33 protein-coding genes are annotated in these 25,503 nt (G+C 60.1%); 31 read left to right on the top strand and 2 right to left on the bottom strand.

Annotated features, from left to right (window positions below; translation table 11 throughout):
• Positions 1 to 371 precede the first annotated feature (371 nt).
• The 3 genes from KF841_00255 (at position 372) to KF841_00245 (ending at position 5,272) form a co-directional block, all read left to right on the top strand.
• Positions 372 to 2,831, top strand: coding sequence for a HEAT repeat domain-containing protein (locus KF841_00255; GenBank protein MBX3393774.1), 2,460 nt, complete (start codon positions 372 to 374; stop codon positions 2,829 to 2,831).
• Between the two features lie 224 nt (positions 2,832 to 3,055).
• Entirely contained in the window at positions 3,056 to 4,090 is a 1,035-nt protein-coding gene (locus KF841_00250) for a bifunctional transcriptional activator/DNA repair protein Ada (protein ID MBX3393773.1), read from the top strand.
• 96 nt (positions 4,091 to 4,186) lie between these two features.
• Complete coding sequence (locus tag KF841_00245; protein MBX3393772.1) at positions 4,187 to 5,272, top strand: EamA family transporter; 1,086 nt, start codon at positions 4,187 to 4,189, stop codon at positions 5,270 to 5,272.
• A gap of 39 nt (positions 5,273 to 5,311) precedes the next feature.
• Here the strand turns inward: KF841_00245 and KF841_00240 are convergent, their stop codons facing one another.
• On the bottom strand, positions 5,312 to 6,127 hold the full coding sequence (locus KF841_00240; GenBank protein ID MBX3393771.1) for a hypothetical protein: 816 nt from the start codon (positions 6,125 to 6,127) through the stop codon (positions 5,312 to 5,314).
• 109 nt (positions 6,128 to 6,236) lie between these two features.
• A complete protein-coding gene (locus KF841_00235) occupies positions 6,237 to 6,992 on the bottom strand; it encodes a hypothetical protein (GenBank protein ID MBX3393770.1) in 756 nt (251 codons plus the stop codon).
• A gap of 244 nt (positions 6,993 to 7,236) precedes the next feature.
• Here KF841_00235 and fusA point away from each other — a divergent pair, with 244 nt between their 5' ends.
• The 28 genes from fusA to KF841_00095 all read left to right on the top strand — a co-directional run bounded on the left by fusA (position 7,237) and on the right by KF841_00095 (position 25,489).
• Complete coding sequence (fusA, locus tag KF841_00230) at positions 7,237 to 9,402, top strand: elongation factor G (GenBank protein MBX3393769.1); 2,166 nt, start codon at positions 7,237 to 7,239, stop codon at positions 9,400 to 9,402.
• Between the two features lie 352 nt (positions 9,403 to 9,754).
• On the top strand, positions 9,755 to 10,063 hold the full coding sequence (gene rpsJ, locus KF841_00225) for a 30S ribosomal protein S10 (protein MBX3393768.1): 309 nt from the start codon (positions 9,755 to 9,757) through the stop codon (positions 10,061 to 10,063).
• 150 nt (positions 10,064 to 10,213) lie between these two features.
• On the top strand, positions 10,214 to 10,864 hold the full coding sequence (rplC, locus tag KF841_00220) for a 50S ribosomal protein L3 (GenBank protein ID MBX3393767.1): 651 nt from the start codon (positions 10,214 to 10,216) through the stop codon (positions 10,862 to 10,864).
• 67 nt (positions 10,865 to 10,931) lie between these two features.
• Positions 10,932 to 11,579, top strand: coding sequence for a 50S ribosomal protein L4 (rplD, locus tag KF841_00215; protein MBX3393766.1), 648 nt, complete (start codon positions 10,932 to 10,934; stop codon positions 11,577 to 11,579).
• A 6-nt stretch (positions 11,580 to 11,585) separates the two neighbouring features.
• Positions 11,586 to 11,897, top strand: coding sequence for a 50S ribosomal protein L23 (gene rplW / locus KF841_00210; protein MBX3393765.1), 312 nt, complete (start codon positions 11,586 to 11,588; stop codon positions 11,895 to 11,897).
• 88 nt (positions 11,898 to 11,985) lie between these two features.
• On the top strand, positions 11,986 to 12,855 hold the full coding sequence (rplB, locus tag KF841_00205) for a 50S ribosomal protein L2 (protein ID MBX3393764.1): 870 nt from the start codon (positions 11,986 to 11,988) through the stop codon (positions 12,853 to 12,855).
• A 93-nt stretch (positions 12,856 to 12,948) separates the two neighbouring features.
• The gene (gene rpsS / locus KF841_00200) at positions 12,949 to 13,224 is read left to right on the top strand and encodes a 30S ribosomal protein S19 (protein ID MBX3393763.1); all 276 of its coding nucleotides are present in this window, start codon (positions 12,949 to 12,951) and stop codon (positions 13,222 to 13,224) included.
• 25 nt (positions 13,225 to 13,249) lie between these two features.
• Positions 13,250 to 13,597 carry a 50S ribosomal protein L22 gene (gene rplV / locus KF841_00195; protein MBX3393762.1) on the top strand — a complete coding sequence of 116 codons (348 nt, stop codon included), beginning with the start codon at positions 13,250 to 13,252 and terminating at the stop codon, positions 13,595 to 13,597.
• Positions 13,598 to 13,603: 6 nt separating this feature from the next.
• Positions 13,604 to 14,296: a 30S ribosomal protein S3 gene (gene rpsC / locus KF841_00190; GenBank protein ID MBX3393761.1), complete on the top strand. Its 693-nt coding sequence runs from the start codon at positions 13,604 to 13,606 to the stop codon at positions 14,294 to 14,296.
• Between the two features lie 68 nt (positions 14,297 to 14,364).
• Positions 14,365 to 14,784, top strand: a complete 420-nt coding sequence (gene rplP / locus KF841_00185; protein ID MBX3393760.1) for a 50S ribosomal protein L16 — start codon at positions 14,365 to 14,367, stop codon at positions 14,782 to 14,784.
• A 37-nt stretch (positions 14,785 to 14,821) separates the two neighbouring features.
• Entirely contained in the window at positions 14,822 to 15,058 is a 237-nt protein-coding gene (gene rpmC, locus KF841_00180) for a 50S ribosomal protein L29 (GenBank protein MBX3393759.1), read from the top strand.
• A 55-nt stretch (positions 15,059 to 15,113) separates the two neighbouring features.
• Positions 15,114 to 15,404: a 30S ribosomal protein S17 gene (gene rpsQ, locus KF841_00175; protein MBX3393758.1), complete on the top strand. Its 291-nt coding sequence runs from the start codon at positions 15,114 to 15,116 to the stop codon at positions 15,402 to 15,404.
• Between the two features lie 15 nt (positions 15,405 to 15,419).
• Positions 15,420 to 15,833: a 50S ribosomal protein L14 gene (rplN, locus tag KF841_00170; protein MBX3393757.1), complete on the top strand. Its 414-nt coding sequence runs from the start codon at positions 15,420 to 15,422 to the stop codon at positions 15,831 to 15,833.
• A 73-nt stretch (positions 15,834 to 15,906) separates the two neighbouring features.
• On the top strand, positions 15,907 to 16,257 hold the full coding sequence (gene rplX, locus KF841_00165; GenBank protein MBX3393756.1) for a 50S ribosomal protein L24: 351 nt from the start codon (positions 15,907 to 15,909) through the stop codon (positions 16,255 to 16,257).
• A gap of 51 nt (positions 16,258 to 16,308) precedes the next feature.
• Positions 16,309 to 16,875, top strand: a complete 567-nt coding sequence (gene rplE, locus KF841_00160) for a 50S ribosomal protein L5 (GenBank protein MBX3393755.1) — start codon at positions 16,309 to 16,311, stop codon at positions 16,873 to 16,875.
• A gap of 39 nt (positions 16,876 to 16,914) precedes the next feature.
• Entirely contained in the window at positions 16,915 to 17,100 is a 186-nt protein-coding gene (locus tag KF841_00155; protein MBX3393754.1) for a type Z 30S ribosomal protein S14, read from the top strand.
• An 88-nt stretch (positions 17,101 to 17,188) separates the two neighbouring features.
• Entirely contained in the window at positions 17,189 to 17,584 is a 396-nt protein-coding gene (rpsH, locus tag KF841_00150) for a 30S ribosomal protein S8 (GenBank protein ID MBX3393753.1), read from the top strand.
• 92 nt (positions 17,585 to 17,676) lie between these two features.
• On the top strand, positions 17,677 to 18,255 hold the full coding sequence (gene rplF, locus KF841_00145) for a 50S ribosomal protein L6 (protein ID MBX3393752.1): 579 nt from the start codon (positions 17,677 to 17,679) through the stop codon (positions 18,253 to 18,255).
• Positions 18,256 to 18,305: 50 nt separating this feature from the next.
• Positions 18,306 to 18,674, top strand: a complete 369-nt coding sequence (rplR, locus tag KF841_00140) for a 50S ribosomal protein L18 (protein MBX3393751.1) — start codon at positions 18,306 to 18,308, stop codon at positions 18,672 to 18,674.
• Between the two features lie 84 nt (positions 18,675 to 18,758).
• Positions 18,759 to 19,271 carry a 30S ribosomal protein S5 gene (gene rpsE / locus KF841_00135; GenBank protein MBX3393750.1) on the top strand — a complete coding sequence of 171 codons (513 nt, stop codon included), beginning with the start codon at positions 18,759 to 18,761 and terminating at the stop codon, positions 19,269 to 19,271.
• Between the two features lie 32 nt (positions 19,272 to 19,303).
• A complete protein-coding gene (gene rplO / locus KF841_00130) occupies positions 19,304 to 19,879 on the top strand; it encodes a 50S ribosomal protein L15 (GenBank protein ID MBX3393749.1) in 576 nt (191 codons plus the stop codon).
• A gap of 204 nt (positions 19,880 to 20,083) precedes the next feature.
• Positions 20,084 to 21,490, top strand: coding sequence for a preprotein translocase subunit SecY (gene secY, locus KF841_00125; GenBank protein MBX3393748.1), 1,407 nt, complete (start codon positions 20,084 to 20,086; stop codon positions 21,488 to 21,490).
• Complete coding sequence (locus KF841_00120) at positions 21,487 to 22,134, top strand: adenylate kinase (GenBank protein MBX3393747.1); 648 nt, start codon at positions 21,487 to 21,489, stop codon at positions 22,132 to 22,134. Before secY ends, KF841_00120 begins: the two co-directional genes overlap by 4 nt.
• A gap of 50 nt (positions 22,135 to 22,184) precedes the next feature.
• Complete coding sequence (gene map / locus KF841_00115) at positions 22,185 to 22,964, top strand: type I methionyl aminopeptidase (protein ID MBX3393746.1); 780 nt, start codon at positions 22,185 to 22,187, stop codon at positions 22,962 to 22,964.
• 84 nt (positions 22,965 to 23,048) lie between these two features.
• Complete coding sequence (gene rpmJ / locus KF841_00110; protein MBX3393745.1) at positions 23,049 to 23,165, top strand: 50S ribosomal protein L36; 117 nt, start codon at positions 23,049 to 23,051, stop codon at positions 23,163 to 23,165.
• Between the two features lie 33 nt (positions 23,166 to 23,198).
• Complete coding sequence (rpsM, locus tag KF841_00105; protein MBX3393744.1) at positions 23,199 to 23,585, top strand: 30S ribosomal protein S13; 387 nt, start codon at positions 23,199 to 23,201, stop codon at positions 23,583 to 23,585.
• Between the two features lie 83 nt (positions 23,586 to 23,668).
• On the top strand, positions 23,669 to 24,049 hold the full coding sequence (gene rpsK, locus KF841_00100; protein ID MBX3393743.1) for a 30S ribosomal protein S11: 381 nt from the start codon (positions 23,669 to 23,671) through the stop codon (positions 24,047 to 24,049).
• Positions 24,050 to 24,316: 267 nt separating this feature from the next.
• Entirely contained in the window at positions 24,317 to 25,489 is a 1,173-nt protein-coding gene (locus tag KF841_00095; protein ID MBX3393742.1) for a DNA-directed RNA polymerase subunit alpha, read from the top strand.
• Positions 25,490 to 25,503: the final 14 nt, after the last annotated feature.

The following is a 25,503-nucleotide window of genomic DNA, read 5'->3' as shown; positions in this document are numbered from 1 at the left end:
CCTCGGGTCCGCTAACGGTCGACCTGGTTATCGGCTGACGTGGAACCGAAAGTGAAAAGGCCGCCGGGCTGTCGGCAGCGCGGAGGGGGCTTCGTGCGTTTGAATGTCGATTGGGGAAGGGGACCCCGGCTGTGACTTCCGCGAAGGATTGAATGAGTCGCACCATTCCTTGACCCAACCGCGCAACTTCCTTATATTGAGGGTCTTCGAGCATTATTCCCCGCCGAGCGCGGGGGCCGTCCACCATGCACGCCATGCGGTCGGACGCTGGGGTTCCAAAAGTCGTAACCTGCCTCAAGATCGTGCGTTAGTTTCCCCGGTATTCGTCCGAAGATGGTTTCGGGAGGTTGTTCTCGATGAACCGCAAGTCCATGAATAGGTTCAGCGTCGTCATTGCGCTGATTTTATCCGCGTTGATCGTTCCGCCCGCCCCCTCGTTCGGACAGGAATTGGCCGACGACATGGTGGGCCAGCATCTCGGCGCCTGGGATGCCTGGAGTGCCGCGATGAGGTCGGTCGAACGGGACGACACCGCCGACGCATCTGCCAAGCTCGAACAGATTGTTCCGCTCAAGCTGTCCGACCTGCGATTGGCATTGATGGCCGATCGGACTGGCACGGTTCGGCTGGAGCAGTGGGCCGCGAAGGACGACGCACCGGCCGGTGTCAAAGCGCTGGCCGAGCAGATCAAGAACGGCCGTCGGCAGAAGGGTCTGGCCGAGGACGGCCTGCATTTCGCGGTCATCGGTCGGTTTGGGTATGCCGATGCCAACTTCAAGGCACTGATCGATTCGAACCCCGATCCGGTGGCTCTGCTGGAACTGGTTCGTTACAACGCGAACCGGCAGGACACCTTGCTGAAGCTGATAAACAACACCGAGGTGGGTGAGTCCGCGAAGGCGTTTCTCGAATTGCTGGTCCGTGGCGAAGAGCTTCTGCGCATGGATCCATACGAGATCGTCACGAACATCCAGAAACTCGGCGGTGCACCTCGGATGGCTTACAACGCCACCAACCGGTTGAAGTCTTCCGGCGAGTATGCCATTCCGCATCTGATTCAGGCTTTGCAGGATTCAAATCGAAAGAGCCTGCATCCGGCCATCATTCAGGTGATCCCCCAGATCGGTCGCTCGGGGCTGAACCCGCTCGTTCAGGCACTGGGCATGAAGGACGACGTCACCAAGGGCATCATCATCAACGCCCTCGGACGAATCGGGTACAAGCAGGCCGTTCCGTATCTGGCAAAAATCGCGGCTGATTCGAGCCAGGCTCCGGAGATTCGCACGGCCGCCGAGCAGGCGATCAGCGCCCTGGGCGCCGGGGGCGTCTCGAATCCGGCCGGCCTGTTTTATGATCTTGCGGATTTGTACTACGTCGGGACGGAGTCGCTGGCGGCGGATCCTCGAAGCGACGATGCCAACATCTGGTACCTTCGCGGAAACGACCTCCGCTACATTCCAGTGCCGCGCGCCATCTTCAGCGATGTCATGGCGATGCGATGCTGTGAGGAATCATTGAATCTGGCGTCGGACAACGATCGCGCCGTCGCCCTGTGGCTGGCCGCGAATTATCGCCGTGAAGCAAAGCTCGGCCTCGATGTGGAGAGCGAGCAGTCCAGCCCGTTCGAAGCGAAGGATTCGACGCGACCGGCGAACTATCCCCGGTCCATCTACTTCGGCCGCGCGGCTGGACCGAGGTATAACCACATGGTGCTCAGTCGCGCGTTTGAACGGCGCGAGTCGGGAGTGGCGCTGGGCGCGATCGCGGCGCTTCGCGTGACAGCGGGCGAACCGAGCCTGGTGGGCAACGAAGACTACAAACAGTCGATGGTGCAGTGCCTGATGTTCCCGAATCGGCAGGTTCGAGTGAAGGTCGCGCTCGCGCTGGCGGCGGCTCTGCCGAAGACGGCATTCAGCGGCAGCGAGAATGTGATTCCGGTCCTATCGGAAGCATTGGCGCAGTCGGACCGACAGGCCGCGCTGATTGTCGATGGCGACATCTCCGTGCAGAACAAATTGCAGGCCCTGATGCGGTCGCTGAATTACGAGTGTGCCGTCGGCGGGACGCTGTACGAAGCGATGCAGGCTGGGCGTGAAGCTAACCTCGTCAACTACGACATCATCCTGCTGGCCAGTGATATCTCGGAACCGGACGTGTCGTCGTCCATTACTGAGCTTCGAAAGAGCTTTGAAACGTCGGCGACGCCCATCCTGGTGGTCGCGAAGGAAGGCGAGGTTGCCAAGGCCGCGCGGCTGGCTCGCGAATCCAATGGCGTCGAAGTGTTGGATGCCTTTGTGATCGATCTGGGGGACTTCCAAAAGATCAGCGAACAGGTCAATGCAAGAATCTCGCGGGCGTCTCAGGCGTTGGGTATGTCGCCGCTTGACAGAATTCTATCGCTCGATCTGGCGATTCAGGCAGCGGCGGTTTTGCGTTCCGTGGCGGAGAGCAACTTGAAAGTGTTCGACGTTGCGGCGGCCACTCCGGCGCTGGTCGGCGCCTTGTCAAACGCCTCCGAGCCGCTTCGAGTGCAGGCCGGGCGGACGCTGGCTCTCATCGGCAACGTCGAATCACAGGAGGCGCTTGCGGAGTATGCGTTGGATGCGCTGAAAGGCTCCGCCGAGCGCATCGCGGCATTCGGTTCCCTTGCGGAATCCGCCCGACGCAATGGCAGCCTGATCGCGGAGCGTGAAGTGGTCTCCCGATTGATTGAATTTACCATGAATGAATCCGACCTGGTGCTTCGATCGGCCGCCTCGCAGGCGCTCGGCGCGCTGAATCTCTCCAGCAACAAGGCGAGCGAGATCATCCGCAGCCAGCACAATGGTTGATTTTCGCTGCGAAGTTCGTACGCGTGTCTGGCCTTAAATGATATGACTGCTCATCAAAGCCCACGGGCCTCGGTCCGTGGGCTTTTTTCTGGAATAACGCCGCAGTAACACTCCGGCACAATGCGCGGGGGGATTTGACATCCGCGTTCACTTTTCGGTAGACCCCCGCGCCGGCGCGGAGGTAGATTCCGGACAGTATGAAAACGCTTCCATCCCTTGGCGAGATGTTCCGGGCGATCGTGCGACGTGACTGCGAGTACGACGGCATTTTCTTCGCCGCCGTCAAGACGACCGGTGTGTTCTGTCGTCCCTCTTGCCCAGCCAGGAAACCGCGCGAACGCAATATCGAGTACTTCCCGACGGCGAAGGAAGCACTCTATGCCGGGTATCGGCCGTGTCTTCGATGTCGGCCGATGGATGCCGACGGCCGTCCGCCGCCGTGGGTCGCGCGGCTCATCGACGCAGTCGAGCGCTCACCCGCAGACCGGCTGCGCGACCGCGATCTTCGTGCGATGACGATCGAGCCGTCACGCGCGCGGCGATACTTCAATGAACATTATGGCATGACCTTCCAGGCATATCATCGTGCCCGGCGAATGGGCATGGCCCTGGCCCGATTGCGAGAGGGTGGTGATCTCATGACAGTGGCGATGAAGCACGGTTACCAATCGAACAGTGCATTTCGAGATGCCTTTGAAAAGACATTTGGCAAGACGCCGGGCGCGGGGCGGCGGGATGACTGCATCGTCGCGACCGTGCTGCCGAGTCCCGTCGGGTCGCTGCTGCTCGGGGCGACGGACAAAGCGCTCTGCTTGCTGGAGTTCTCCGATCGGCGGGCCTTGGAATCGCAGTTGAAGACGCTTCGTGCTCGATTCGAGTGCACCGTGGTTCCTGGTCGAAACTCCGTGCTCGATCAGGCGGCGGACGAATTGAGCGACTACTTCGCGGGCCGCCTTCGACATTTCCGGACGCCTCTCGACTTTCCGGGCACGCCTTTTCAGGTCGCCGTTTGGAAGCGTCTGCTTCAAATTCCCTACGGGCAGACCATTTCCTATGAGCGTCTCGCGGAGGACATCGGCCGGCCGGGCGCTCAACGGGCGGTGGGGACGGCCAACGGCTCGAATCGAATCGCCATCATCATTCCGTGTCATCGCGTGGTGAACAAAGGTGGCAAGCTGGGAGGTTATGGCGGGGGGCTGTGGCGGAAACAGCTCCTGCTCGACCTGGAGCGCGGGCAGCGCACAATTCCGTCGCGCTGAGGGCGAACTGAATTCCAATCTGAACGTAATTCTCTGTGTCGTGCTCGGGCAGGACCGCGCCAAGACCCGATTCGACTGCTATACTGCCGGATCGTAGTGCAGTTGAGGTCAATTTACATCGCCGCAGACCCATCAAGACCATCTGTCGTCCCGAAGCGCGAGGCATCTGTGCTGGCGCTCGTCGCCGCCTTCGCCGCGGTCTATCTCATCTGGGGTTCGACCTATCTCGGAATTCGGATCGCTATCAAGACGCTCCCAGCGTTCGCGATGGCGGGTTCGCGGTTTCTCATTGCCGGAATAGTGCTTTATTCCTTCTGTCGCTGGCGTGGCGTGAAACGTCCTGCGCACAAGGATTGGGTGAATACGACCATTGTCGGGGCATTTCTGCTGCTTGGCGGAAATGGCTGCGTTGTCTGGGCCTCGCAGACGGTGCCCAGCGGCATCGTCGCACTGCTGGTCGCCGTGCTCCCGATGTGGATGGTGCTGATCGAATGGCTACGGCCGTCCGGAGTACGACCCGGCAGGGGTGTGGTGATCGGCCTCGTTGTTGGCTTTATGGGCGTCGCAGTGCTGGTGGATCCGCGTTCGCATCTGGGTTCCGGATCGGTCAATCCGGCCGAGGCGTGCGTGCTGTTGCTGGGCGGCCTGCTCTGGGCGCTCGGATCGATCTACTCGCGCCAGGCCAAAATGCCATCATCGTTGCTCATGTCAATTTCAATGCAGATGATTACCGGCGGACTGCTTCTCTCGATCGTAGCCGCGTCACGCGGAGACTATTCAGCTTTCAGGTCCGAGTCGATCTCGCTCTATTCGCTTGGTGCTTTTGCCTACCTGGTGGTGTTCGGCTCGCTCATCGGATTCTCGGCGTATGTCTGGCTCCTGCAGGTCACGACGCCGGCGCGCGTTTCCACGTATGCCTATGTGAATCCCGTGGTCGCGCTCGTGCTCGGCTGGGCCATCGAAAACGAACCCCTCACGAACAACACGCTGATCGCCGGGGCAATGATTGTCATTGCCGTGGCGTTTATCACCGCCGCGGGTCCGGGGCGACGGGTCAAACCACAGCGATCGATCATGCCGGTTCCGGGAATCGAGCCGGAGACGTGTCTTGCACCGGTTGTACCACAATCGGATTCGCCAGGGTTGCCCGATTCGAAGCCGCTGGAGTGCAGCGGGGCGTGATGAACCCGCATCGCTGGCTGCACGCGGCAGGGCCCATACTCATTCCTGTACCCTGACGACTTCCATGGCCTCCTTCGGAATCGACTCGAATTCCCATGTCTCTGGCGGCAACGGGTGTAACTGAAAATCGGAGTAAGTCCGAATCCGTACGAGTCGAGGGGACTCGTCGGGTCGGCTACGGCGTATCGAATCCCATCGGCTGATGAAACCGTCAGGTCGGATATATATCAGCTCCGTGCCGCCGTAATTCTGGTTCGGTAAGCACGCGACCACATCGCAACGATGATTGTCGACGCGATGCGTACCGATCCAGAATCCATTTGAGACCCGCATTGTAAAGTACCGAATGCGCCCAGAGTCTTTCGCCAGCCAGGTGTGGTAATACCCTCCGAATCCACACATGTGCCGCTCGATGCCATCCGACAGCCTCACATCAATCGGTTCATCCGGCGACTGGACCGGCATGAAAAAGTACTGAGCGGGAATTCCACGGTACGCAGCCTTGCATTCCTGCCACTGACCGTCCGCGTGCGTCCAGACAAGCACCGGCACGTCATCGATGAAAATGCGGCTCTTAAGGCGGCCGGGCGTCATGGCGATTTCGACGCGCTTCAATTCGGGATGGGGTGGTTCTGTAATTTTCGCCGTGAATTTGAGCGTCGAGCAAGACGTGTAGGCGGATTCAATCTTCTTTGCGAGAGCCGATACCCGGGTTAGATTGTCGGATTCCGAAAGCCCTTGCCTTGCGATTTGCTCGCGCACGGCCGGTTCATCGGTCGGTAGCATGGACTGTGTGGAACAGCCGGTCAGACTTGCGAGCACGATTGCAAACGCACATTGCCATTGGCATGTCATCGGCTATCCCTTGGCAATTGGAATCCAGCGTGCGCTCAGAAGTCTCGCTTCGGCAGGCCCGAACTTACCCGGGCTCCATTCAGCCACATCATCCATGTTGCCATGAAGGTTAGTTTGCGATCAATGCGTCCACGAACAGCTGGACGTCGCGTCCGTCGGCAGCCCCGTCGCAGTTCATGTCCGCCCGTGCGACATGGTCCGGGGTGAGGGGTTGGTCGATCAGTGCGAGCACGAACGGCGTCACGTCTTCAAGATCGCAAATGCCGCTGCCGTCCATATCGCCCAGCGCGAGCGGCGTCGCCCTCACCTGCATGCCCGGAACCGCGCCATCGCCGCCGGCCTGCCACTCGCCGTTGTTGGTATTGGCCGAGAAGCCGGTGTCTTCGCCGGACACCACCCACACACCGTCAAGTCCACAGGGCGCGGCTGATTCGGCGACAATCCAATAGTGTCGGCCTGCGCAAAGGCGTGGGTGATCGGTCGAATGAGCCGTTTCGAGGATCGGCAGCCAGCCGATCGTACTGACAGTGACAAACATCTCTTCGATGACGGCCGGGTCGGGCCGGCTTTGTCCGTCCTGCTGCCAGTCGGGTCTCAGCGTGACGCGCACGACAGGGTGCGTGGAGCCGGACCAGTCATTATTCATTAGCCAGAGGCTCACCTCGTCGAAGGCATAGTCGTTTGTTGACGTGAAGCGAACGCCGACGGACTGATCGGTGCAGACATCCGGACCCCAGTATCCGAGGAATCCCCCGGGCAGTCCGTTGTCATAGATCAAATCGGCACGAGCGAGCGAAGAACCTGCGGTCAGCAGGGCAGCCGTCCAGACGACGGCAAAATGCAGATTGCGAATTCGCATATCCATTTGAGTAACCTCCGCCCGGCTCTCTGTGGAATTATAACTCAAAGCGCGCTGGGCTCAACAATTTTGCAATTCGTCGGCGGTTCCCGGTGGTCGTCAAGCGATTCTCCTGTCTTCGGCGCGCGATCGCCGGAATACTGGTATGGGAAATGGGGCCGCAGGTTTGCGGAATTCACATTGCGGAAATATGTTATGTCGATTGCCGCGTCCGCCAGGCGCGCGCCAGCTGTGGAGGATCGGTCGCAAGATGAAAGCCGCTGCAAAATCGGAGAATAACGACGAGGATGGCACTGCCGAAGCTTCGCCGCTGGCGAAGGTGCGCAACATCGGTGTCGCCGCCCATATCGACGCCGGCAAGACCACGACGACCGAGCGAATTCTATATTACACCGGAAAAACCCACCGCATGGGCGAGGTCGATGACGGAACAACCACGACCGATTTCGACGAACAGGAGCAGGAACGCGGCATCACGATCTTCAGTGCGGCCGTCACCTGTCCGTGGAAAGACCACACGATCAATCTGATTGACACCCCGGGACATGTGGATTTCACGGCCGAGGTGGAGCGCTGTCTGCGCGTGCTCGATGGGGCGGTGGTCGTTTTCGACGCCAAGGAAGGCGTGGAGGCGCAGTCGGAAACGGTCTGGCGACAGGCCCACAAATACAAGGTGCCGGCCATTCTGTTCATCAACAAGATGGACAAAATCGGCGCGGACTTTTTTGCATCTTTAAAATCCATTGAGAAACGATTGTCGGCCCATCCGATCCCGGTGCAGATTCCGATCGGCGCGGATGATACCTTCGAGGGGCTGATCGACCTGCTCAGCATGAGGGCGTTCCATTTCATCGGGGACGACGGCTCGAAAATCGACGAGGGCGACGTCCCTCCGTCGTTGGCCGACGAAGCCGCGTTCTGGCGGCACAATCTGGAAGAGCGCGTCGCGGAGATGGACGATGCGCTCATGGAGAAGTATCTCGAAGGCGGGCCGCTGGATTCCGCGGAAATTCGACGCGTGTTGCGGCAGGCGACGGTGTCAGGCAAGGCGCAGCCTGTTTTCTGCGGATCGTCGTTGAAGCATGTCGGCGTTCAGAAGCTGATTGACGGCGTGATTGACTACCTGCCGTCTCCGCTGGATCGACCGCCGGTTTCCGCACCGGCCGCGCCGAATGATGCCACAATTGTGACACGCCGCCCCAGTAAGGATGATCCGTTTTCGGCCCTGGTGTTCAAGATCGTCGCGGAGAAGCCGCTCGATCTGTACTACCTTCGGATCTATTCGGGCACGCTCCGGGGCAACGCCCGCGTCTTCAACAACAACACGGGCAAGAAGGAGAATCTAAGCAAGCTGTATCGTATGTTCGCCAAACGGCGCGATCAGATCGATGTCGCGACGGCCGGCGACATCGTCGTGGGCGTCGGGTTGAAGGACGCACTGACCGGACACACGCTTTGTGATGCGAACAAGCCGATTCTGCTGGAAAAGATCGAATTCCCGACCCCGGTCATGAGCGTGTCGGTCGAACCAAAGAACACACGCGACAAGGACGCCCTGATTGACTCGCTTGAAAAGCTGTCACGTCAGGACCCGACTTTTCAGCATCGCGTCAACAAGGAAACGGGGCAGACAATTCTCAGCGGCATGGGTGAACTGCATCTGGAAGTGCTGGCCTACAAGCTGGAGCACGATTTTCGTGTGCCCGTCAGCGTTGGCAAGCCGCTGGTCGCCTATCGCGAGACCGTCACGCGTCCGGCCGATGCCGAGGGCAGCTTCATTCTGAAGACCGCCACCGCGCCGCAGTTTGCCGTCGTTCAACTACGCGTCGAGCCGCTTGCCGCCACCGAGAGCAATGAAGAAGGCGGAGCCGCTGCAACGGCCGGCACATCGGCGACGTTTCAGTTTGTGAATGCGGCTCCCGAAGGTCAACTTCGGCCGGAGTTCATCGCGGCGGCGCGTCGCGGCATTGAGGACACGCTTCAGGTCGGCACGCTGGGCGGTTTTCCGGTGCTGAACGTTCGCGCCACGCTCCTGGGCGGTTCACAGAGCGAATCCGAGAGTACGGAACTGGCCTTCGAAAATGCGGCACGGCGGGCGTTTGAGGAGGCGATGAGAAACGCCGGCGCCGTGGTGCTCGAGCCTCTGATGAAGCTGGAGGTGACCGTGCCAGACGACTACTTCGGGGCGGTCAGCGGCGATCTGAGCGCCCGGCGCGGAATTATTCAAGACACGGAGCTACGGAATCGCGATCGTGTGATCCACGCGCATGTGCCGTTGGCGGAAATGTTCCAGTATGCCACGAAATTGCGAACGCTGACGCAGGGGCGATCTTCGTGGTCGATGGAGCCGCTGACCTATGCCGCAATGCCGCCTTCGCTTCAGAAGGAACTTCTGAAGCGATACGGGTATGAGTAGTCTGGAATCGGCTGTCCATTTCGCGGGGCCGCGACCCTCGCGCACGACAGGGCGTCGGCGAAAGGGTGCGTGGGTGGCGGACCCGCAGTGTCCCGGCGTCGGATTGGTGATCGGCTTGCCGTCTGCGGTAGGTGCCGGTGAACCGATTCGGTCGCTGGGTGGGAATTTTGGCGGGATGAATGGCCGGGTTGCAGCACTGGGAGCCGGGAAATCGCGTGCGAAAAATTCAATTTTACGTGGGTTGACAGGCTCGGGCGGCTTGGTAGTATTGCTGGTCTGCGAAATGGTTCGGGAGACAATGAATTCCCTGCCAGGACGTGGTGAAAGATGTGTCAAGGACTGAGGTAGCAACGTGGCATTAGATCGTATCCGAATCCGAATGGAAGCGTACGACCATCGGTCGTTGGATGTTTCGGCGCTCGAAATTGTCGAGCAGGCGAAGCGCACAAGCGCTCGCGTCCGAGGCCCCATTCCGCTTCCCACGCGGATCGAACGATACACCGTGCTCCGCAGTCCGCACGTTGATAAGAAGTCGCGTGAGCAATTTGAAATGCGCACGCATCGGCGGGTGATCGATATTTTCGATCCGACCGCACGAACGGTGGAAGCCCTGAACCGGCTTGTGGTGCCGGCGGGTGTGTTCGTGAAGATCAAGGCATAGAGCACGAACCGGTGCAGACGTCTTGCACCCGTTCCTCTGCTTGGTCTCGTTGAACTCCCCTTTTTGGATTCTCGTGTCGAAGCACGTGAGTGTCATCGCGTGCGTCTCGGGTTCGCGTGTGAACGTGAACCCTAAGGGATGATGTGCCCCATGAAGGCGGCGATACTTGGAACAAAAATCGGCATGACCCGCATCTTCGGGGAGGGTGGCGTCACGGTCCCTGTTACCGTGATACTCGCCGGCCCCTGCAAGGTGCTTCAGGTCAAGACCAAAGAGTCCGACGGTTACGAAGCGGTGCAACTTGGCTTTCTTGATAAGAAGCCGTCTCGCTGCACGCGGCCGGAGATAGGGCACGCTCGAAAGTCCGGTGCGAAGCCTTGTCGCTTCGTTCGTGAAGTTCGGCTGGTTGATCCCACGGACATCAAGGTTGGTGACGAGGTCAAGGTGGACGTCTTTGAGGAGCAGCAGATCAAGTTTGTCGATATTGTCGGCACCTCGATCGGCAAGGGCTATCAGGGCGTGATGAAGCGGCACCATTTTGCAGGCCAGGAAAGCTCGCACGGCACTGAGCGTAAGCATCGCGCGCCGGGCAGCATCGGCGGTGGCGGTTCCCGTGGTGGCGGCATGGCTGTCAAGCGAGGCCGTCGCATGTCGGGGCGAATGGGGCACGGGCGGTGCACTGTTCGAAACCTGGTCTTGGTCGGCGTGGATCGCGATCGGAATCTGCTCCTGGTCAAGGGTGCGGTTCCTGGTCCGCGAGGCGGTTATGTGGTTGTGTCGCGAGCGACAACGAAGGCATAGGAGATGTTGGATAGGGTCGCCGGCCCCGAAGGCCGATGCGGCCCTTCTTAATTAGGTCCAGACAGTCATGATTGAGATTCCAGTACTGGATACGGACGGCAGGAAGATCGGTGGCGAGCAACTCGACCCCGAACTGCTCGGCGGTCGCGTCCGGCACGACCTGCTCAAGCAGGCTGTCGTCGCGCACCGGGCAAATTGTCGACAGGGTACCGTGCAGACGAAGAGTCGCGCGGACGTCCACGGCGCTTCGCGCAAACTCTACAAGCAGAAGGGCACCGGCCGTGCTCGAGCCGGTAATCTGCGAACGCCCGTGCGGCGTGGTGGTGGTCATGCCTTCGCGAAGAAGAACATCGACTACAACCAGAAGCTCAATCGCAAAATGCGCCGGCTTGCTCGCAATTCGGCGATTCTCGCCAAGGCTCAGGCCGGTCGGGCGATCATTGTCAGCGGTATTCGGTTCGACGGTCCTTCTACAAAGAAGATGGCGACGACTTTGAAGGCCGTCGATGCCGCTCGATCGACGCTCCTGGCTCATCTCGGTGCGGATGTCAATCTGTTGAAGTCCGGCCGCAACATTTCTGTCCTGACTCTCAAATCAATCTACGACATCAGTGCCTATGACGTGCTCCGGACCGGGAAGCTGCTCTTCACGCCCGAGGCCTTCAAGGCATTGGTATCGGATCCGGTTAATCTCGGTCGCACGGTGGAGGCGTAAGGACACATGGATATCTATCACGTCATTAGACGTCCGCTGATTACCGAGAAGGGCACGCACCAGAGCAAGTTGTCGCACGAGGCCACGCGCAGTCGTCCCGGTCGCGGCGGTGCCTACTCGTTCGAAGTGCATCCCAAGGCAAGCAAGATCGAAATTCGGGATGCGATCGAGAAGATTTACAAGGTTCGCGTTGAATCGGTGCGGACCTGCACGCGGCGCGGCAAGACGCGAATGTATCGCGGCCGGCCCGGTTTGACTCGGCACTGGAAGAAGGCCGTTGTGGTTTTGAGTCCGGATTTTCACATCGACCTGTTCTGACGTGTGAATGCGTCAGGGGACTGAATGTGATGAGGCGTAAGTGATGGACTCAGGTTTTTCTGCGACGAGGCACGCGAGGTAACGCATCATGGGCGTGAGAATGTACTCGAAGACGACGCCGGGCCGACGAAACTCGGGCGTCAACGACTTTGCCGAGCTGACTGATAAGAGTCGCCGGCCTGTGAAGTCCCTCGTTCGCCCGTTGCCGAAGACCGGCGGTCGAAACAATCAGGGTTTCACGACATCGCGATTTCGTGGCGGCGGACACAAGCGACTCTATCGAATTATTGATTTTCGTCGGAACAAGGACGGAATCGAGGCCGTCGTTCAGGCGATCGAATACGATCCGAATCGCAACACGTTCATCGCGCTGGTCAAGTATGCGGACGAATCGCTGAGCTACGTCCTCGCGCCGAACGGCCTGAAGGTTGGCGACAAGATCATGAACGGCCCCACGGCTGAGCCGAATCTTGGCAATGCCATGCCGTTGAAGTATGTCCCCATCGGCATGGACATTCACAACATCGAGATGAATCCCGGCCAGGGCGGCAAGCTGGTTCGAACAGCCGGTGGCGCCGGTCGTCTGGCAGCGAAGGAAGGCGATTGGGCGACGATCATCCTGCCGTCGGGCGAAATGCGGCAGGTGCGGGTTGAATGTCGGGCGACGATCGGCCAGCTCGGCAATGTTGAGCACAAAAATATCGTCTGGGGCAAGGCCGGCCGCACGCGACACAAGGGCCGCCGTCCCCATAACCGCGGCACGTCCATGAATCCGATCGCCCATCCGCTGGGCGGTGGTGAAGGCCGCTCGGGCGGAGGTCGACATCCTTGCAGTCCGACCGGCAAGTTGGCCAAGGGTGGTCGAACGCGGAAGCCCCGAAAGAATTCCAACCGTCGGATTCTCCGGCGGCGCAAGAGCCGGCGCTACGGCGAAGTGAAGCTGAAGCGGCGCAAGTAGGATTTGATGTGATGTATCACCGGCCGTGGCGCCGGGTGACGTGGTGTCATGGCGGCGGGAATTGAGTCCGCCGCGTTTGAGTGAAAGTCAACCATGGGACGCAGTCTGAAGAAAGGCCCGTATGTCGATCCGAAGCTGTACCGGAAGGTGCAGCGTGCGATTGATCGCGGCTCCCACGAGATGATCAGGACGTGGGCTCGTCGCTGCACGATTCCGCCGGAGTTCGTCGGGCGGACCTTCGAGGTTCACAACGGGAAGATTTTTAACAAGGTGTTTGTGACCGAGGACATGGTCGGTCACAAGTTGGGCGAGTTCAGCCTCACGCGAATCTTCAAGGGCCATACGGCCGCGAAGAAGGCGGAGGGTTGATCCCCTCGAATTCGGAGCCTGTTCAATGGCTGACGGGAAGTGGACATCCAGGCATCGCTACGCTCGCATCAGTCCGTTCAAGGCACGGCTGGTCACGCAGTTGATCGCGGGTCGTCATGTGAACGAGGCGCTGGAGCTTCTGAAATTTACCAAGAAGCGGGCCTGCGCGTATGTTGACAAGGTCCTCCGCGCCGCGATGGCGGATGCAGACGAGCAGGAAGCAAACGTTCGCGGGCTCTTCGTTCACGAAGCCCGCGTGGATGAGGGGCCGACGATCAAGCGGTTCAAGCCGAAGGATCGAGGTCGAGCCCATCCGATCATGAAACGCACCAGCCACATCGTCGTGACGGTGGCCGAGGGACCGAGGAAGTAAATCGATATGGGACAGAAAGTTCATCCAATCGGGTTCCGAATCGGCGTCACCGAGGACTGGCGTTCGCGCTGGTTCGCGCCGAAGGCGGCGTTCGCCGAGTTTCTGATTGAAGATCAGAAAATCCGCCGTCTGATTCAGAAACGCTTGAACGACACGCCGCCGTTCGCGGGCGTCGCCAAGATCGAAATCGAGCGCACCCGCGACGAGGTCAAAGTCTTCCTCTCGACGGCGCGGCCGGGCATGGTCATCGGCCCCAAGGGCGCCGAAGTGGACAAACTTCGCGAAGTCATCGAGGAGATGATCGACCGCAAGGTCAGCATTAACATCAAGGAAATCAAGAACCCTGATTTGAACGCCCAGCTGATGGCGCTCGACATCGCCTCGCAGTTGAAGCGGCGCACGAGCTTCCGGCGAGCCGTTAAGATGCACGTCGACGCGGGCATGGCGGCCGGCGCGCTGGGTGTGAAGATCATCATCAAGGGTCGGCTCGGCGGCGCGGAAATGTCCCGCGTGGAACAGCAGAAGCGCGGCTCGATTCCGGCCCAGACGCTTCAGGCTCATGTGGATTACGGATTCGCCGAGGCCTATACGACTTACGGCGCGATCGGCGTTCGAGTCTGGATTTACAAAGGTCAGTACGGCGAAGAGGTCGAAGAGACCGAACCGGTCCGCCGGACGGGACGCCGAGCGCGGGCCTGAGGCCGGGCTTCGGTTTGACGGGTTCACCGGCGTTGTTGCCGGGCTGAATGGAATGGGAGTGACGTTCGATGTCATTGATGCCGTCTCGAGTCAAGTATCGCAAGCAGCACCGCGGCAAGATCCGTGGCGTGGCGACGCGCGGCAACAAAGTGTCGTACGGTGATTTTGGCCTTCAGGTGCTCACTGAAGGTTGGATCACGGCTCGACAGATTGAGGCGGGCCGAATGGCTGCGTCGCACTTCCTGCAGCGTCAGGGGCGCGTCTTCATTCGAATCTTCCCGCAGAAGAGCGTCTCGGCTAAACCGCTCGAAACGCGAATGGGCAAGGGCAAGGGTGAAGTTGATCACTGGGTCGCGGTTGTGAAGTCCGGTACGGTCATCTTCGAAATCGGAGACGTGGAAGAAAAGGTGGCTCGCGACGCACTGACCCGCGTTGCCCACAAGATGCCGATGCGATGTCGCTTCGTGACGAGACGGCACAGTCTTTAATCAATAGCGCAGGTTGATCGAGAGGTTGAATTCGGCCATGAAGATCGCGGACCTTCGAGAACTGAAGATTGACGAACTGCACATGGAACTGGATCGCCTCCGGCGACACCTCTTCGATTTGCGCAGCCAGGCCGTTACGGAAAAGCTCGAGGACTCGTCGCAGCTTGGCAAGACGAAGCGAGACATTGCCCGGGTGCTGACCGTTCTTCATGAGCGTGGCGAAGAAAATATTGAGCAGAAGCAGTATCACATGGAGTCGGTCGGACAACGATAGAGCGACTGCCGGGGTATCGCCCGGTCGTTGATGAGAAACGAGACGGTATACACGCATGACGGAAACAGCGACTAAAAGTGTGACGACACGGGGTCAGCGCCGGGCGCGCGTCGGCGTTGTGGTGGCCGATGCCCGTCAAAAGACGGTGAAAATTCGGCTCGATCTGCTTGTCAAGCACGCGAAGTACGGCAAGTACCTGAAGAAACAGAAGATAATTCACGTTCACGACGAGGCGAACGTGTGCAAGGCCGGCGATGTCGTGGAGATCGCCGAATGTCGACCGATCAGCAAGACAAAGTCATGGCGTGTTGCCCGCAGGGTGCGAGAGGCCGCCGCAAAGAAATAGTCCGTTGGTGATTTCATGATTCAACAGGAAACGATTGTGGACATCGCGGACAACACCGGCGCCAAGCGGGCCCTGGTGATCCGTGTCATCGGCGGTTCGACCGGTCGGGGCCGATATACGCGACGCACTGCGACCGTGGGCGACATCGTCGTCTGTGCCGTGAAGAAGGCACTGCCGAACAGCGAATACTACGTCGGCAACAACCGCAAGGAACGGTCGCAGCGGCGAAAGATCAAGGCCGTCATCGTTCGGGCCAAGAAGCCCGTTCGCCGGCCGGACGGCAGCTACGTGAAGTTCGACACGAATGCCGCCGTCATCATCGACGACGATCGAAACCCCAAGGGCACACGCATCTTCGGGGCGGTTGCCAGAGAGCTTCGCGAGAAGGGCTTCATGAAAATCGTGTCCCTGGCGGCTGAGGTGGTTTGAGCGAGTCCTGAATCCGGGGCGTCTCGCCGCATGCGAGACGGCTGGCATCCACGATTGACGGAAAGATCGGCATATGGCGGCAAAAGTAAGAAAAGGCGATCGTGTCGAGGTTCGAAGCGGTGAGCACCGAGGCCAGCAGGGCAAGGTCCTCCGCGTCGATCCCGAAAAAGGTCGAGTCTGGATCGAGGGCGTAAACCTGGTCTATCGGCATCTGCGACCCAGTCGACAGAATCCGCAGGGCGGCCGCATTCAGAAGGAAGCGCCCGTGCACGTCTCGAATGTGTTGCCGGTCGACCCGCGTACAGGACGCGGCAGCCGGGTCCATTTCGAGGTGGAGCGGGATTCCAGCGGCAAGATTGTATCGAAGCGGCGCGTGACGCGCGGTGGAACGGTGTTGGAGAACGTCAAGGCTGCGACAGCCTGATTGCATGACGTCTTGTCGAATTAGACGCCATGAGTTGATTCGAGGTGGGCAATGGCCCGGTTGATGGAAAAATACAAAACGGAAGTGCTGCCGGCCCTCGGCAACGAGCTGGGCACGAAGAATCCGAACGCCATCCCGAAGATCAAGAAGATCGTCGTATCGATGGGTGTCGGTAAGGCAATTGCCGAAAAAGTTCGCATGGCGTCTGCCGCGAAGGAACTGATGCAGATCACCGGTCAGAAGCCGCTGCTCTGCAAGTCAAAGAAGAGCGTGTCGAATTTCAAGCTGCGCGAAGGCTACGAAATCGGAGCCAAGGTCACGCTCCGAGGTCGGCGCATGTACGAATTTCTCGATCGGCTGATCTCGCTGGCGATTCCTCGAATTCGCGACTTCCGCGGCTTGGATCCCAAGAGCTTCGACGGTCGCGGCAACTACAACATGGGTGTGAACGAACAGACGGTCTTCCCGGAAGTGGAGGCCGACAAGGTTCAGTTCCAGCAGGGTATGAATATCACGATCGTCACTTCCGCGACAAAGGACGCCGACGCGAGAAAACTATTAACCCTGATGGGTCTTCCGTTCCGGCGCGCCGATGGAAGCGGCGGGCGGGCGGCGTAATGCCCTTTCGGACGACGGATCCGAGGAGCGACTGAGAGTATGGCCAAGAAAAGTTGGATGATTAAGTCCCTGCGGAAGCCGAAGTTCAAGGTTCGAGCTTACACGCGGTGTCAGGTGTGCGGACGGTCCCGCGCGGTTTACCGCAAGTTCCGGTTGTGCCGCCTGTGTTTCCGCATGTTGGCGCTCGAAGGCAAGATTCCGGGGGTTCGAAAGTCAAGCTGGTGATTGCGGCCCGGCCTGACGGCTCGCGAACAGCCGCCCGCGGTTTTGCGATGTCATCGCACCGGGCGAGGCAGTAAGAGGACAAGACGACATGTGGAGTGATCCCATCGCCGATATGTTGACCCGGATTCGCAACGCGTCGCGCAACCGCGCCGACACCGTGATGATTCCGCGCAGCAATTTCAAACATGCCATCTGCAAAGTGCTGCAGGAGGAAGGCTACATCAACGATGTGCAGTCGATCGAAGACGGCGCCGTCGGGCAGCTTCGCCTCAAGTTGAAATACGGACCGCGCGGCGAGCACGTCATCAACGGCCTGAAGCGAGAAAGCAAGTCCGGCTGCCGGAAGTACGTCGGCGTCGATGAAATTCCGAGCGTGTTGAACGGCTTGGGCATCGCCATCCTCTCGACGAGTCGCGGCGTGCTCAGCGACCGCCGCTGCCGTGAGGAGCGTTTGGGTGGCGAGCTGCTTTGCACGGTGTATTGATCGCGCGGCGAGGGCGTTGCCCCCGTTCGCGGCAAGTGGGGTTCTCCCCCGGTCGCTGCAACGCCGGGTGTGGAACTGGAAGAGGTTGAGATATGTCTCGTATCGGCAAAAAGCCAATCGACCTGCCGGCCGGCGTGAAGGTCGCGGTTCAGGGCAACAAGGTCAGTGTGACCGGCCCCAAGGGAACGTTGACGTTCGCGCATGCCAACGGTGTCAAGGTCGCGCACGATGCGTCCGCCAATGCCCTCAAGGTCGATCGCGCTTCGGATTCTGCGACAGCTCGCGCTCTCCATGGCACGACCCGCGCAATCCTGAATAATCTGGTCGTCGGCGTCACGCAGGGCTATTCACAGAAGATGGAAGTGTACGGAACCGGCTACACCGTCGCGGTGCAGGGCCAGTCGCTCGACCTGAAGGTCGGCTATTCCCATCTGATCAAAATTCCGGTCCCTGCCGGCATCAAAGTGACCGTCGAGGTCGCGGCAGCCAAGGGTGACGACACGCCCGCCAAGCTGACTGTGGAAGGCATCGACAAGGAAGTTGTCGGGCGCTTCTGTCGCGCAATCAAGGATGCACGCCACCCCGAGCCGTACAAAGGCAAGGGTGTCCGTTACGAAGGTGAACAGATTCTCCGCAAGGCGGGCAAGGCCTTCGCCGGAGCAGGTGGTTGATTTTCTCGTCGGGCGTTTGATTCGCCCGGCGATCGGCTTCAGGTGTCTCGATGAACGAACAACGACGAAAAACAGTCCGACTTCAGCGCCGCAAACTACGCGTTCGGCGAAAACTCTTCGGCACGCCGGAGCGGCCGCGGCTCACGGTGAACCGCAGCCACAAGAACATCAGCGCGCAGATCATCGACGACATTTCCGGCCGCACCCTCTGTGCCGCCAGCACCTTGCAGAAGGATGTCGCCGAGGCCGTGAAGTATGGCGGCAACTGCGCGGCAGCGGCGAAGATCGGCCAGATTCTCGCCGAGCGGGCGCGGATGCAGGGCATTCGGCTGATTGCTTTCGATCGCACCGGTTTGCGGTATCACGGTCGAATCAAGGCGCTGGCGGAGGCCGCGCGGAAGGCCGGTCTGGAGTTTTAGCGGGCGTGGGTCGCCTGGGGCGTTGTGGCTTCAGGTCTGTCGAATGGAATGGCGCGACAAGCGCCGAAATGGATCGAGTGATCGATGGCAAAGTCGAGTCAAAGAAGAGGTCGCGAGGCCGACGAAGGCCCGGGTTATGACGACAATGTCGTCAAGGTCTATCGCTGCTCGAAGGTCGTCAAAGGCGGTCGTCGATTCAGCTTCGCCGCGCTGGTTGTCGTCGGAGACCGGAACGGTCGTGTCGGCGTCGGATACGGCAAGGCGAACGAAGTGCCGAATGCCGTGGACAAAGCACGGAAGCAGGCCTCCCGCCAGTTGAAGCCCGTGCGTCTCAACGGCACCACCATTCCGCATCGCGTCAAGGGGCAGTTCGGTGCGAGTCAGGTGTTGCTCTTGCCCGCTCCGACCGGTACCGGTGTGATCGCCGGTTCGAGCGTTCGCGCGGTGCTTGAGTTGGCCGGCATCGGAGACTGTCTGACCAAGGTTTACGGCTCGACCAGCCCGAAGAATCTGGTCAAGGCGACCCTGAACGCGCTCCAGATGGTGCGCGATCGTGCAACGGTTGAGAAGCTGCGCGGCGTGACGCTCAGTGCTTGAAAGGCCGCGTTCGGCATAGGTGGTGGATCGTCATGAATATCACTGAAATTACCAGGAAGGCCGGTGCCCATCCGCGGCGATGGCGTGTCGGTCGAGGCGAGGGCAGCGGCAGCGGCAAGACGTCCGGCCGCGGCCACAAAGGCTCCGGCGCGCGAGCGGGCGTCACCAAGTTCGAGCTGTACGAAGGCGGCATGTTTCCGTTCTTTCGCCGCATTCCGAAGTTCGGATTCAGCAACGTGCTGTTTCGCAAGGAATATCAGATCGTGAATCTGGCGGACATCGCCGAACGATTTGACAACGGCGCACACGTAACGCCGGCCGCGCTCGAAGAAGCCGGTCTGGTCCGGGATCGATCCAAGCCGGTCAAGATCCTCGGTGATGGCGAGTTTGCGAAGAAGCTGACGATCGACGCACATCGATTCAGCGCCACGGCCTCGTCGAAAATCGAGTCGGCCGGCGGCAAGGTCAATTGGCTCGGTCCCAAGCCGAAGAAAAAGTTCGTTCGACGGCCCAAGCCGGCGGCTGAGGCCCCGGCGGCCGGCGGCAAGAAGTCCAGGGCGGCAAAGGCGTCGGCGGGCGGAGATGAAGCGAGCGGAGGCGCTGAGTGATCCGCTCGGCCGGGCGGGCTGATTTGCCGGCTCGGTCGGTCGGAGTTTGATGGGCACGGCGGCGAATCCGCTGTGCCTTTGCGCGTTTAGACGTGGTTAAGTGATTGAGCTGGCTGTTGACGCGGGGCGACGAACCTCGCGATACGGACGAAAGGCCTCGGGCCGGTCGTCCCGCTGCCCGCCACATTCGATGGAACGAGTGCTATGCTTTCGGCATTTCTGAACATCTTTAAGGTCCCCGAGCTGCGAAACAAGATTGTTTTCACGCTCGCGCTGTTGGCCGTTTACCGTATCGGCTTTTATGTGCCGTTGCCGGGCATCGACCAGTCTGAGCTTGAGTCGCACTTCACCCGCATGAAGGACGCCGGTTCGAGTGAAGGCGCCGGCGGGGTCGAGCAGCTCACCGAGTATTTCTCGATGTTCACCGGCGGCAATCTCCAGCAGAGCACCATCTTCGGCCTTGGAATCATGCCGTATATCTCTGCGTCGATTATCTTCCAGTTGCTCGGCACAGTCATTCCCTCGCTCGAAAAACTGCGGCGTGAAGGCGAGATCGGTCGGAAAAAGATTCAGGAATACACCCGCTATTCCACGGTGCTCATCTGCATCATCCAGGCCGGCTTCTGGCTGCACTACATCAAGAGCGCTCGGCTCGTCCACGAAGAATTCAACGACATGAGCAACAACTTCCTGGCCTCCGTGTCGTTCATCCTCATCGGCCTGACGGCCATGACCGCTGGCACCGTGTTCCTCATGTGGCTCGGCGAGCAGATCGACGAATACGGCATCGGTAACGGAGTCAGCCTCATCATCATGGCGGGCATTCTCGCCCGTATGCCGACGGCCGTCGGCTGGGTGATCGAAAATGCTTCGATCGATGTCAGCGGCGAAGCCCAGATGGGCCCGGCGAAGATTCTGTTCCTGCTTTTGGCATTCGTCGGCGTCATTGCCGGCTCAATCCTCATCACGCAGGGGCAGCGGCGAATTCCGATTCAACAGGCCAAGCAGATGCGCGGTCGCCGAATGTACGGGGGTCAGCGGAACTACCTGCCCCTGCGCGTGAATCATGGCGGCGTCATGCCGATCATTTTCGCAAGCAGTTTGTTGATTTTCCCCGGCCTGTTCTTTGGCTGGCTTGCCGATTCGTTCCCGAGCGTGGGCTTCTTTCAGACCATGGCTTCTGAGTTTCACGGGTCGAGCTTCCTTTACGTGCTCAGCTACATCGCGATGATTTACTTCTTCGCTTATTTCTGGACGACCGTGCAGTTCCAGCCCAAGGAAATGGCGAACTCGCTCCGCGATAACGGCAGCTTCATTCCAGGACTTCGACCGGGCAAGCGAACGGCTGACTATCTGGAAACTGTCATGACTCGGATCACCTACGTCGGAGCGGGCTTCCTCGCGTTGATCGCGATCATCCCGCAGCTCTTGGCCTCGGCCATGAATATTCCGTTCTCGGTGTCTTCCTTCCTTGGCGGTACCGGGTTGCTGATTGTTGTGAGCGTCGGTCTCGATCTGGTCCAGCGAGTCGAAGCCAACCTCATTATGCGAAACTACGCGGGATTCCTTGATAGTGAGGGAGGAGGCCGTATCAAGGGAGCCTATACGTGAACATTGTCCTCCTCGGTCCTCCCGGCGCCGGCAAGGGGACGCAGGCCGCGATCCTTGCCAGATCAGCCGGGTTGCTGCACCTCTCCAGCGGCGACATTCTCCGCGCGGAGCGGCGAGCGCAGACCGATTTGGGGCGCAAGGCTCAGGAATTTATGGATGCCGGCAACCTTGTGCCGGACGACCTGATTCTGAGCATGATGATGCATCACATCGGTCGGCCGGAGGCGTCGAGGGGTTTCCTTCTTGACGGCTTCCCGCGAACGGTGGCCCAGGCGCAGGGGCTGGATGTTCGACTCCTGCGTGAATCGCGGCGACTCGATGCGGTGATCTGCATCGATGTGGAAGATGAGGTGGTCGTGCGCCGCCTGACTGGACGGTGGTCCTGTCCGAATTGTGCGCGCGTCTATCATATGGAGTTTTCGCCGCCCGGAGCGTCCGGCGTGTGCGATGAATGCGGGCAGAAGCTCGCGCGGCGCATGGATGACGAGCCGAGCGTGGTGAACGAGCGGCTTCGAAACTACCATGAATTGACGAAACCGCTGATCGCGTACTACCGCGACGAGGGCGTGTTGCGGACGGTTTCAGGCGTCGGCAGCCTGGACGCGGTGAGCGAGGCGATCCGAAAGGCATGTCCTGGTCTATGAGAGATTCCGCCAAAAAGGACATGCGTCGAGAGTTGCGTGGTCGACCGAATATGGCTGTACTGAAAAGCCCGCGCGAAATCGAGCTGATGCGAGCGGCTGGCCGTATCGTGTTTGGCGTGCTGAATCGCATGGCCGAGATGGTCAAGCCAGGCATTCGTGTCCGCGAGTTGGGCGAAGAGGCCGAACGGCTGATCGCCGAATCGGGCGGGATCGCACTGTTCAAGGGTGTACGGACGCCGAACACGAAGTTCGCGTTTCCGTCGGCGATCTGCGCCAGCGTGAACGATGAAGTGGTCCACGGAATTCCGAACGATCGCGTCCTTCACGAGGGCGACATCATCAGCGTCGATTGCGGCGTTCGGTTCAAGGGCTATTGCGGCGACTCGGCACGGACGTTTGAAGTCGGCAAGGTCTCGCCGGAAGCTCGGCGGCTGCTGGAAGTGACCAAGGGCACGCTCGACTTGGCCCTTGCGGAGATCCGCCCGGGACGCCTATGGAGCGAGGTTGCCGGCCTGATGCAGCGTTATGTGGAGTCTCGGGGCTTTTCGGTGGTTCGCGAGTTCGTGGGCCACGGAATTGGCCAGGAGATGCACGAAGAGCCGAAAGTGCCCAACTACACGGACCGTGACCAACGAAAGTCGGATTTCGTGCTGGAACCGGGCTTGGTGATTGCCGTGGAACCCATGGTGAACGCCGGAGCAAGACATGTTAAGATGGGGGATTCGACGGGCTGGCCGCAGGTCACGAAGGACGGCAGCCTTTCGGCGCATTTTGAGCATACAGTCGCCGTCACGCCGGCTGGCGTGGATGTGCTGACGGACGGGCGGTAACTCGCGACACTTGCGTTGCGAGTCCGCTGCATTGGGTTGCGTAAAACGGCCTGCCGTTTTTCGCGACCAGGGAGTTGAGAAGTCATGAAGGTTCGTTCGAGTGTTCGCAGAATTTGCGAGAACTGCAAGATTGTCAAGCGCAAGGGTATCGTTCGGGTGATTTGCTCGTCCGATCCTCGCCACAAACAGCGCCAGGGCTAAAGCGGATAGTCGTCTTTTTTGGGAGTTGAGCGGATGCCACGTATTGCGGGTGTCGACATACCGGCCGAAAAGCGAATCGTGATTTCGCTGGCCTACATTTACGGAATCGGTCCGACGCAAAGCGCCGCGATCCTGAAGGAAGCCGGGATCGATGAAAACACGCGCGCCAAGAATCTGACGGAAGATCAGATCAGCCACATCGCCGGCATCATCGACCGCAACTTTGTGGTCGAAGGTCAATTGCGACGCCAGGTCCAGCAGAATATCGCCCGATTGCGCGACATTCAGTGCTATCGGGGCTGGCGCCATCGAAAGGGTCTTCCTGTTCGAGGCCAGCGAACGCGCACGAACGCGCGAACGAGAAAAGGCCCCAAGAAGACCGTCGCCGGCAAGAAGGGCGTCAAGGAATTGCGAAGCTAATCTGCTGATCTGCGCTGACGCTCCTCGGGTTCGGTTCGACCCCGGTGCGTGCATCCGCAGTCGGTGTTTGGAGGTTTTTGTTCGTGGCGAAGACGACGAAGAAAAAAGTTCGACGGCATGTCACCCGCGCGGTTGCCCATGTTCGCTCGACGTTCAACAACACGATGGTGACCATCACCGACTTCAATGGCGAAACGCTCTGCTGGGCGTCCGCTGGAACGGTCGGGTTCAAGGGCACCCGCAAGAGTACGCCTTTCGCGGCCCAGCGTGCCGGCGAAACTGCCGCGCAGGCCGCACGGCGCTATGGCGTCACCGAGGTCGAAGTGAAGGTCAAGGGGCCTGGCAGCGGGCGGGAGTCCGCGGTCTCTGGCTTGCAGTCCGGCGGTCTTCGCGTTCAGTCGATTGAGGACGTAACCCCGCTTCCGCACAACGGCTGTCGCGCCCGCCGCAAGCGTCGCGTTTGAGTCGGCGGCTCCGGTCGCCTTGATCATCAACCCGCAGCGGGTTGACACAGAAGCTGCGTCGTTGGCCTGGCACCTCGGGCCGCGGCGTTCGAAAGAACATGACAGTCGAGCATCCGCGGCAGAGCGAGTGGGCCGCGTTTCGGGCGCCGCCTGAAAATCCTCGACATCCCGATCGGCGAGCGGCGACTGTCCCGCCGGTCAAAACCATTCGGACGTCACGTTGGGCCGCTGCGCACGGCCGTCGGACGATCAGGAGGTCAATCAGCAATGCGAATTCGTTGGCGTGGTTTGGAATTGCCCACCCGCGTGATGCGGGATGATGCCGCGAGTCAGGGTAACTACGGTCGATTCGTCGTCGAGCCGTTTGAGAGAGGCTTCGGCACTACCGTCGGCAACAGTCTCCGCCGAATCCTGCTGTCCAGCCTTGAAGGATCAGCCGTGACGCGCGTCCGCATCAAGGGCGTCGATCACGAATTCATGACAATGCCCGGCGTGCTCGAAGACGTGACGGAGATCATCCTCAACGTCAAAACCCTCGTCGTCAATCTCTCCACCGACGCCCCGAAGTCCATGAAGGTTTCAGTGCGCGGCCGCTCCGGCGAGTCGGTTCAGGTCCGCGCGTCGGATATTCAGGCTGACTCCGCGATTGAGATCATCAACCGCGACCACCTGATTTGCACGCTCACGGACAATGTCGAATTCGAAATGGAAATGACCGTCGCCCGTGGACGAAGTTATGTCACAGCCGAGGAAAACAAGGGCGTCGATCAGGATCAGGTCATCGGCGATATCCCCGTGGACTCTGTTTTCTCCCCGGTTTCCCGCGTCCGGTACCGCGTCGAGGACACGCGAGTCGGTCAGCGGACAAATTACGATCGCCTCGTCATGGAAATCTGGACAAACGGCACGATCGCGCCCGAAATGGCGCTGGTCGAGGCCGCCAAGATTCTCCGCAAGCACCTCAATCCGTTCGTCCAGTACTTTGAGCTCAGCGCAGGTCTGGCCGTGGAAGGTCAGCTCCCGGCCGTCGGCGGAACCGAGGGCACCGCGGGCGTCGATGAAGCCAAGCTTGCCTTGCCTATTTCGGTCTTGGATCTGTCGGTCCGATCGAGCAACTGCCTCGCCTCGGCCAACATCGGCACCATTCGCGAATTGCTTCAGCGTGAGGAGGCCGACCTGCTCAAGCTGCGAAGCTTCGGAAAGACCTCCCTTCGCGAGGTGAAACGCAAGCTGGCGGATTTCGGTCTGGCCCTTCGTCCTTCGGTCGGCTTGAATCTCGACGACGACGACGACGACCAGGAGGAGTTGGACCGCACACCCGCCAGTTCCAAGTTCGGCGGCACCCCGGCTGGACGCCCCGGTATCGCCCCGCTCGATTCCGGATCAATGGGAACCGTGACAAACTTCGGTTCGCAGCCGGATAACGAACATCGGGAATAATCGACAATTGCAAT

This window comes from Phycisphaerae bacterium (assembly GCA_019636475.1).
In the GTDB taxonomy this organism is placed as follows: Bacteria; Planctomycetota; Phycisphaerae; order UBA1845; family UTPLA1; genus JADJRI01.
This window is presented reverse-complemented; position numbering and strand designations above follow the sequence as displayed.

Excerpts from the sequence above, each read along its gene's own strand:
- KF841_00255 (MBX3393774.1), top strand. The coding sequence starts at position 372 with ATGAATAGGTTCAGCGTCGTCATTGCGCTGATTTTATCCGCGTTGATC.
- KF841_00250 (MBX3393773.1), top strand. The coding sequence starts at position 3,056 with ATGTTCCGGGCGATCGTGCGACGTGACTGCGAGTACGACGGCATTTTC.
- KF841_00240 (MBX3393771.1), bottom strand. The coding sequence starts at position 6,127 with ATGACATGCCAATGGCAATGTGCGTTTGCAATCGTGCTCGCAAGTCTG.
- KF841_00235 (MBX3393770.1), bottom strand. The coding sequence starts at position 6,992 with ATGGATATGCGAATTCGCAATCTGCATTTTGCCGTCGTCTGGACGGCT.
- fusA (MBX3393769.1), top strand. The coding sequence starts at position 7,237 with ATGAAAGCCGCTGCAAAATCGGAGAATAACGACGAGGATGGCACTGCC.
- rplC (MBX3393767.1), top strand. The coding sequence starts at position 10,214 with ATGAAGGCGGCGATACTTGGAACAAAAATCGGCATGACCCGCATCTTC.
- rplD (MBX3393766.1), top strand. The coding sequence starts at position 10,932 with ATGATTGAGATTCCAGTACTGGATACGGACGGCAGGAAGATCGGTGGC.
- rplW (MBX3393765.1), top strand. The coding sequence starts at position 11,586 with ATGGATATCTATCACGTCATTAGACGTCCGCTGATTACCGAGAAGGGC.
- rplB (MBX3393764.1), top strand. The coding sequence starts at position 11,986 with ATGGGCGTGAGAATGTACTCGAAGACGACGCCGGGCCGACGAAACTCG.
- rpsS (MBX3393763.1), top strand. The coding sequence starts at position 12,949 with ATGGGACGCAGTCTGAAGAAAGGCCCGTATGTCGATCCGAAGCTGTAC.
- rplV (MBX3393762.1), top strand. The coding sequence starts at position 13,250 with ATGGCTGACGGGAAGTGGACATCCAGGCATCGCTACGCTCGCATCAGT.
- rpsC (MBX3393761.1), top strand. The coding sequence starts at position 13,604 with ATGGGACAGAAAGTTCATCCAATCGGGTTCCGAATCGGCGTCACCGAG.
- rplP (MBX3393760.1), top strand. The coding sequence starts at position 14,365 with ATGTCATTGATGCCGTCTCGAGTCAAGTATCGCAAGCAGCACCGCGGC.
- rpmC (MBX3393759.1), top strand. The coding sequence starts at position 14,822 with ATGAAGATCGCGGACCTTCGAGAACTGAAGATTGACGAACTGCACATG.
- rpsQ (MBX3393758.1), top strand. The coding sequence starts at position 15,114 with ATGACGGAAACAGCGACTAAAAGTGTGACGACACGGGGTCAGCGCCGG.
- rplN (MBX3393757.1), top strand. The coding sequence starts at position 15,420 with ATGATTCAACAGGAAACGATTGTGGACATCGCGGACAACACCGGCGCC.
- rplX (MBX3393756.1), top strand. The coding sequence starts at position 15,907 with ATGGCGGCAAAAGTAAGAAAAGGCGATCGTGTCGAGGTTCGAAGCGGT.
- rplE (MBX3393755.1), top strand. The coding sequence starts at position 16,309 with ATGGCCCGGTTGATGGAAAAATACAAAACGGAAGTGCTGCCGGCCCTC.
- KF841_00155 (MBX3393754.1), top strand. The coding sequence starts at position 16,915 with ATGGCCAAGAAAAGTTGGATGATTAAGTCCCTGCGGAAGCCGAAGTTC.
- rpsH (MBX3393753.1), top strand. The coding sequence starts at position 17,189 with ATGTGGAGTGATCCCATCGCCGATATGTTGACCCGGATTCGCAACGCG.
- rplF (MBX3393752.1), top strand. The coding sequence starts at position 17,677 with ATGTCTCGTATCGGCAAAAAGCCAATCGACCTGCCGGCCGGCGTGAAG.
- rplR (MBX3393751.1), top strand. The coding sequence starts at position 18,306 with ATGAACGAACAACGACGAAAAACAGTCCGACTTCAGCGCCGCAAACTA.
- rpsE (MBX3393750.1), top strand. The coding sequence starts at position 18,759 with ATGGCAAAGTCGAGTCAAAGAAGAGGTCGCGAGGCCGACGAAGGCCCG.
- rplO (MBX3393749.1), top strand. The coding sequence starts at position 19,304 with ATGAATATCACTGAAATTACCAGGAAGGCCGGTGCCCATCCGCGGCGA.
- secY (MBX3393748.1), top strand. The coding sequence starts at position 20,084 with ATGCTTTCGGCATTTCTGAACATCTTTAAGGTCCCCGAGCTGCGAAAC.
- map (MBX3393746.1), top strand. The coding sequence starts at position 22,185 with ATGGCTGTACTGAAAAGCCCGCGCGAAATCGAGCTGATGCGAGCGGCT.
- rpmJ (MBX3393745.1), top strand. The coding sequence starts at position 23,049 with ATGAAGGTTCGTTCGAGTGTTCGCAGAATTTGCGAGAACTGCAAGATT.
- rpsM (MBX3393744.1), top strand. The coding sequence starts at position 23,199 with ATGCCACGTATTGCGGGTGTCGACATACCGGCCGAAAAGCGAATCGTG.
- KF841_00095 (MBX3393742.1), top strand. The coding sequence starts at position 24,317 with ATGCGAATTCGTTGGCGTGGTTTGGAATTGCCCACCCGCGTGATGCGG.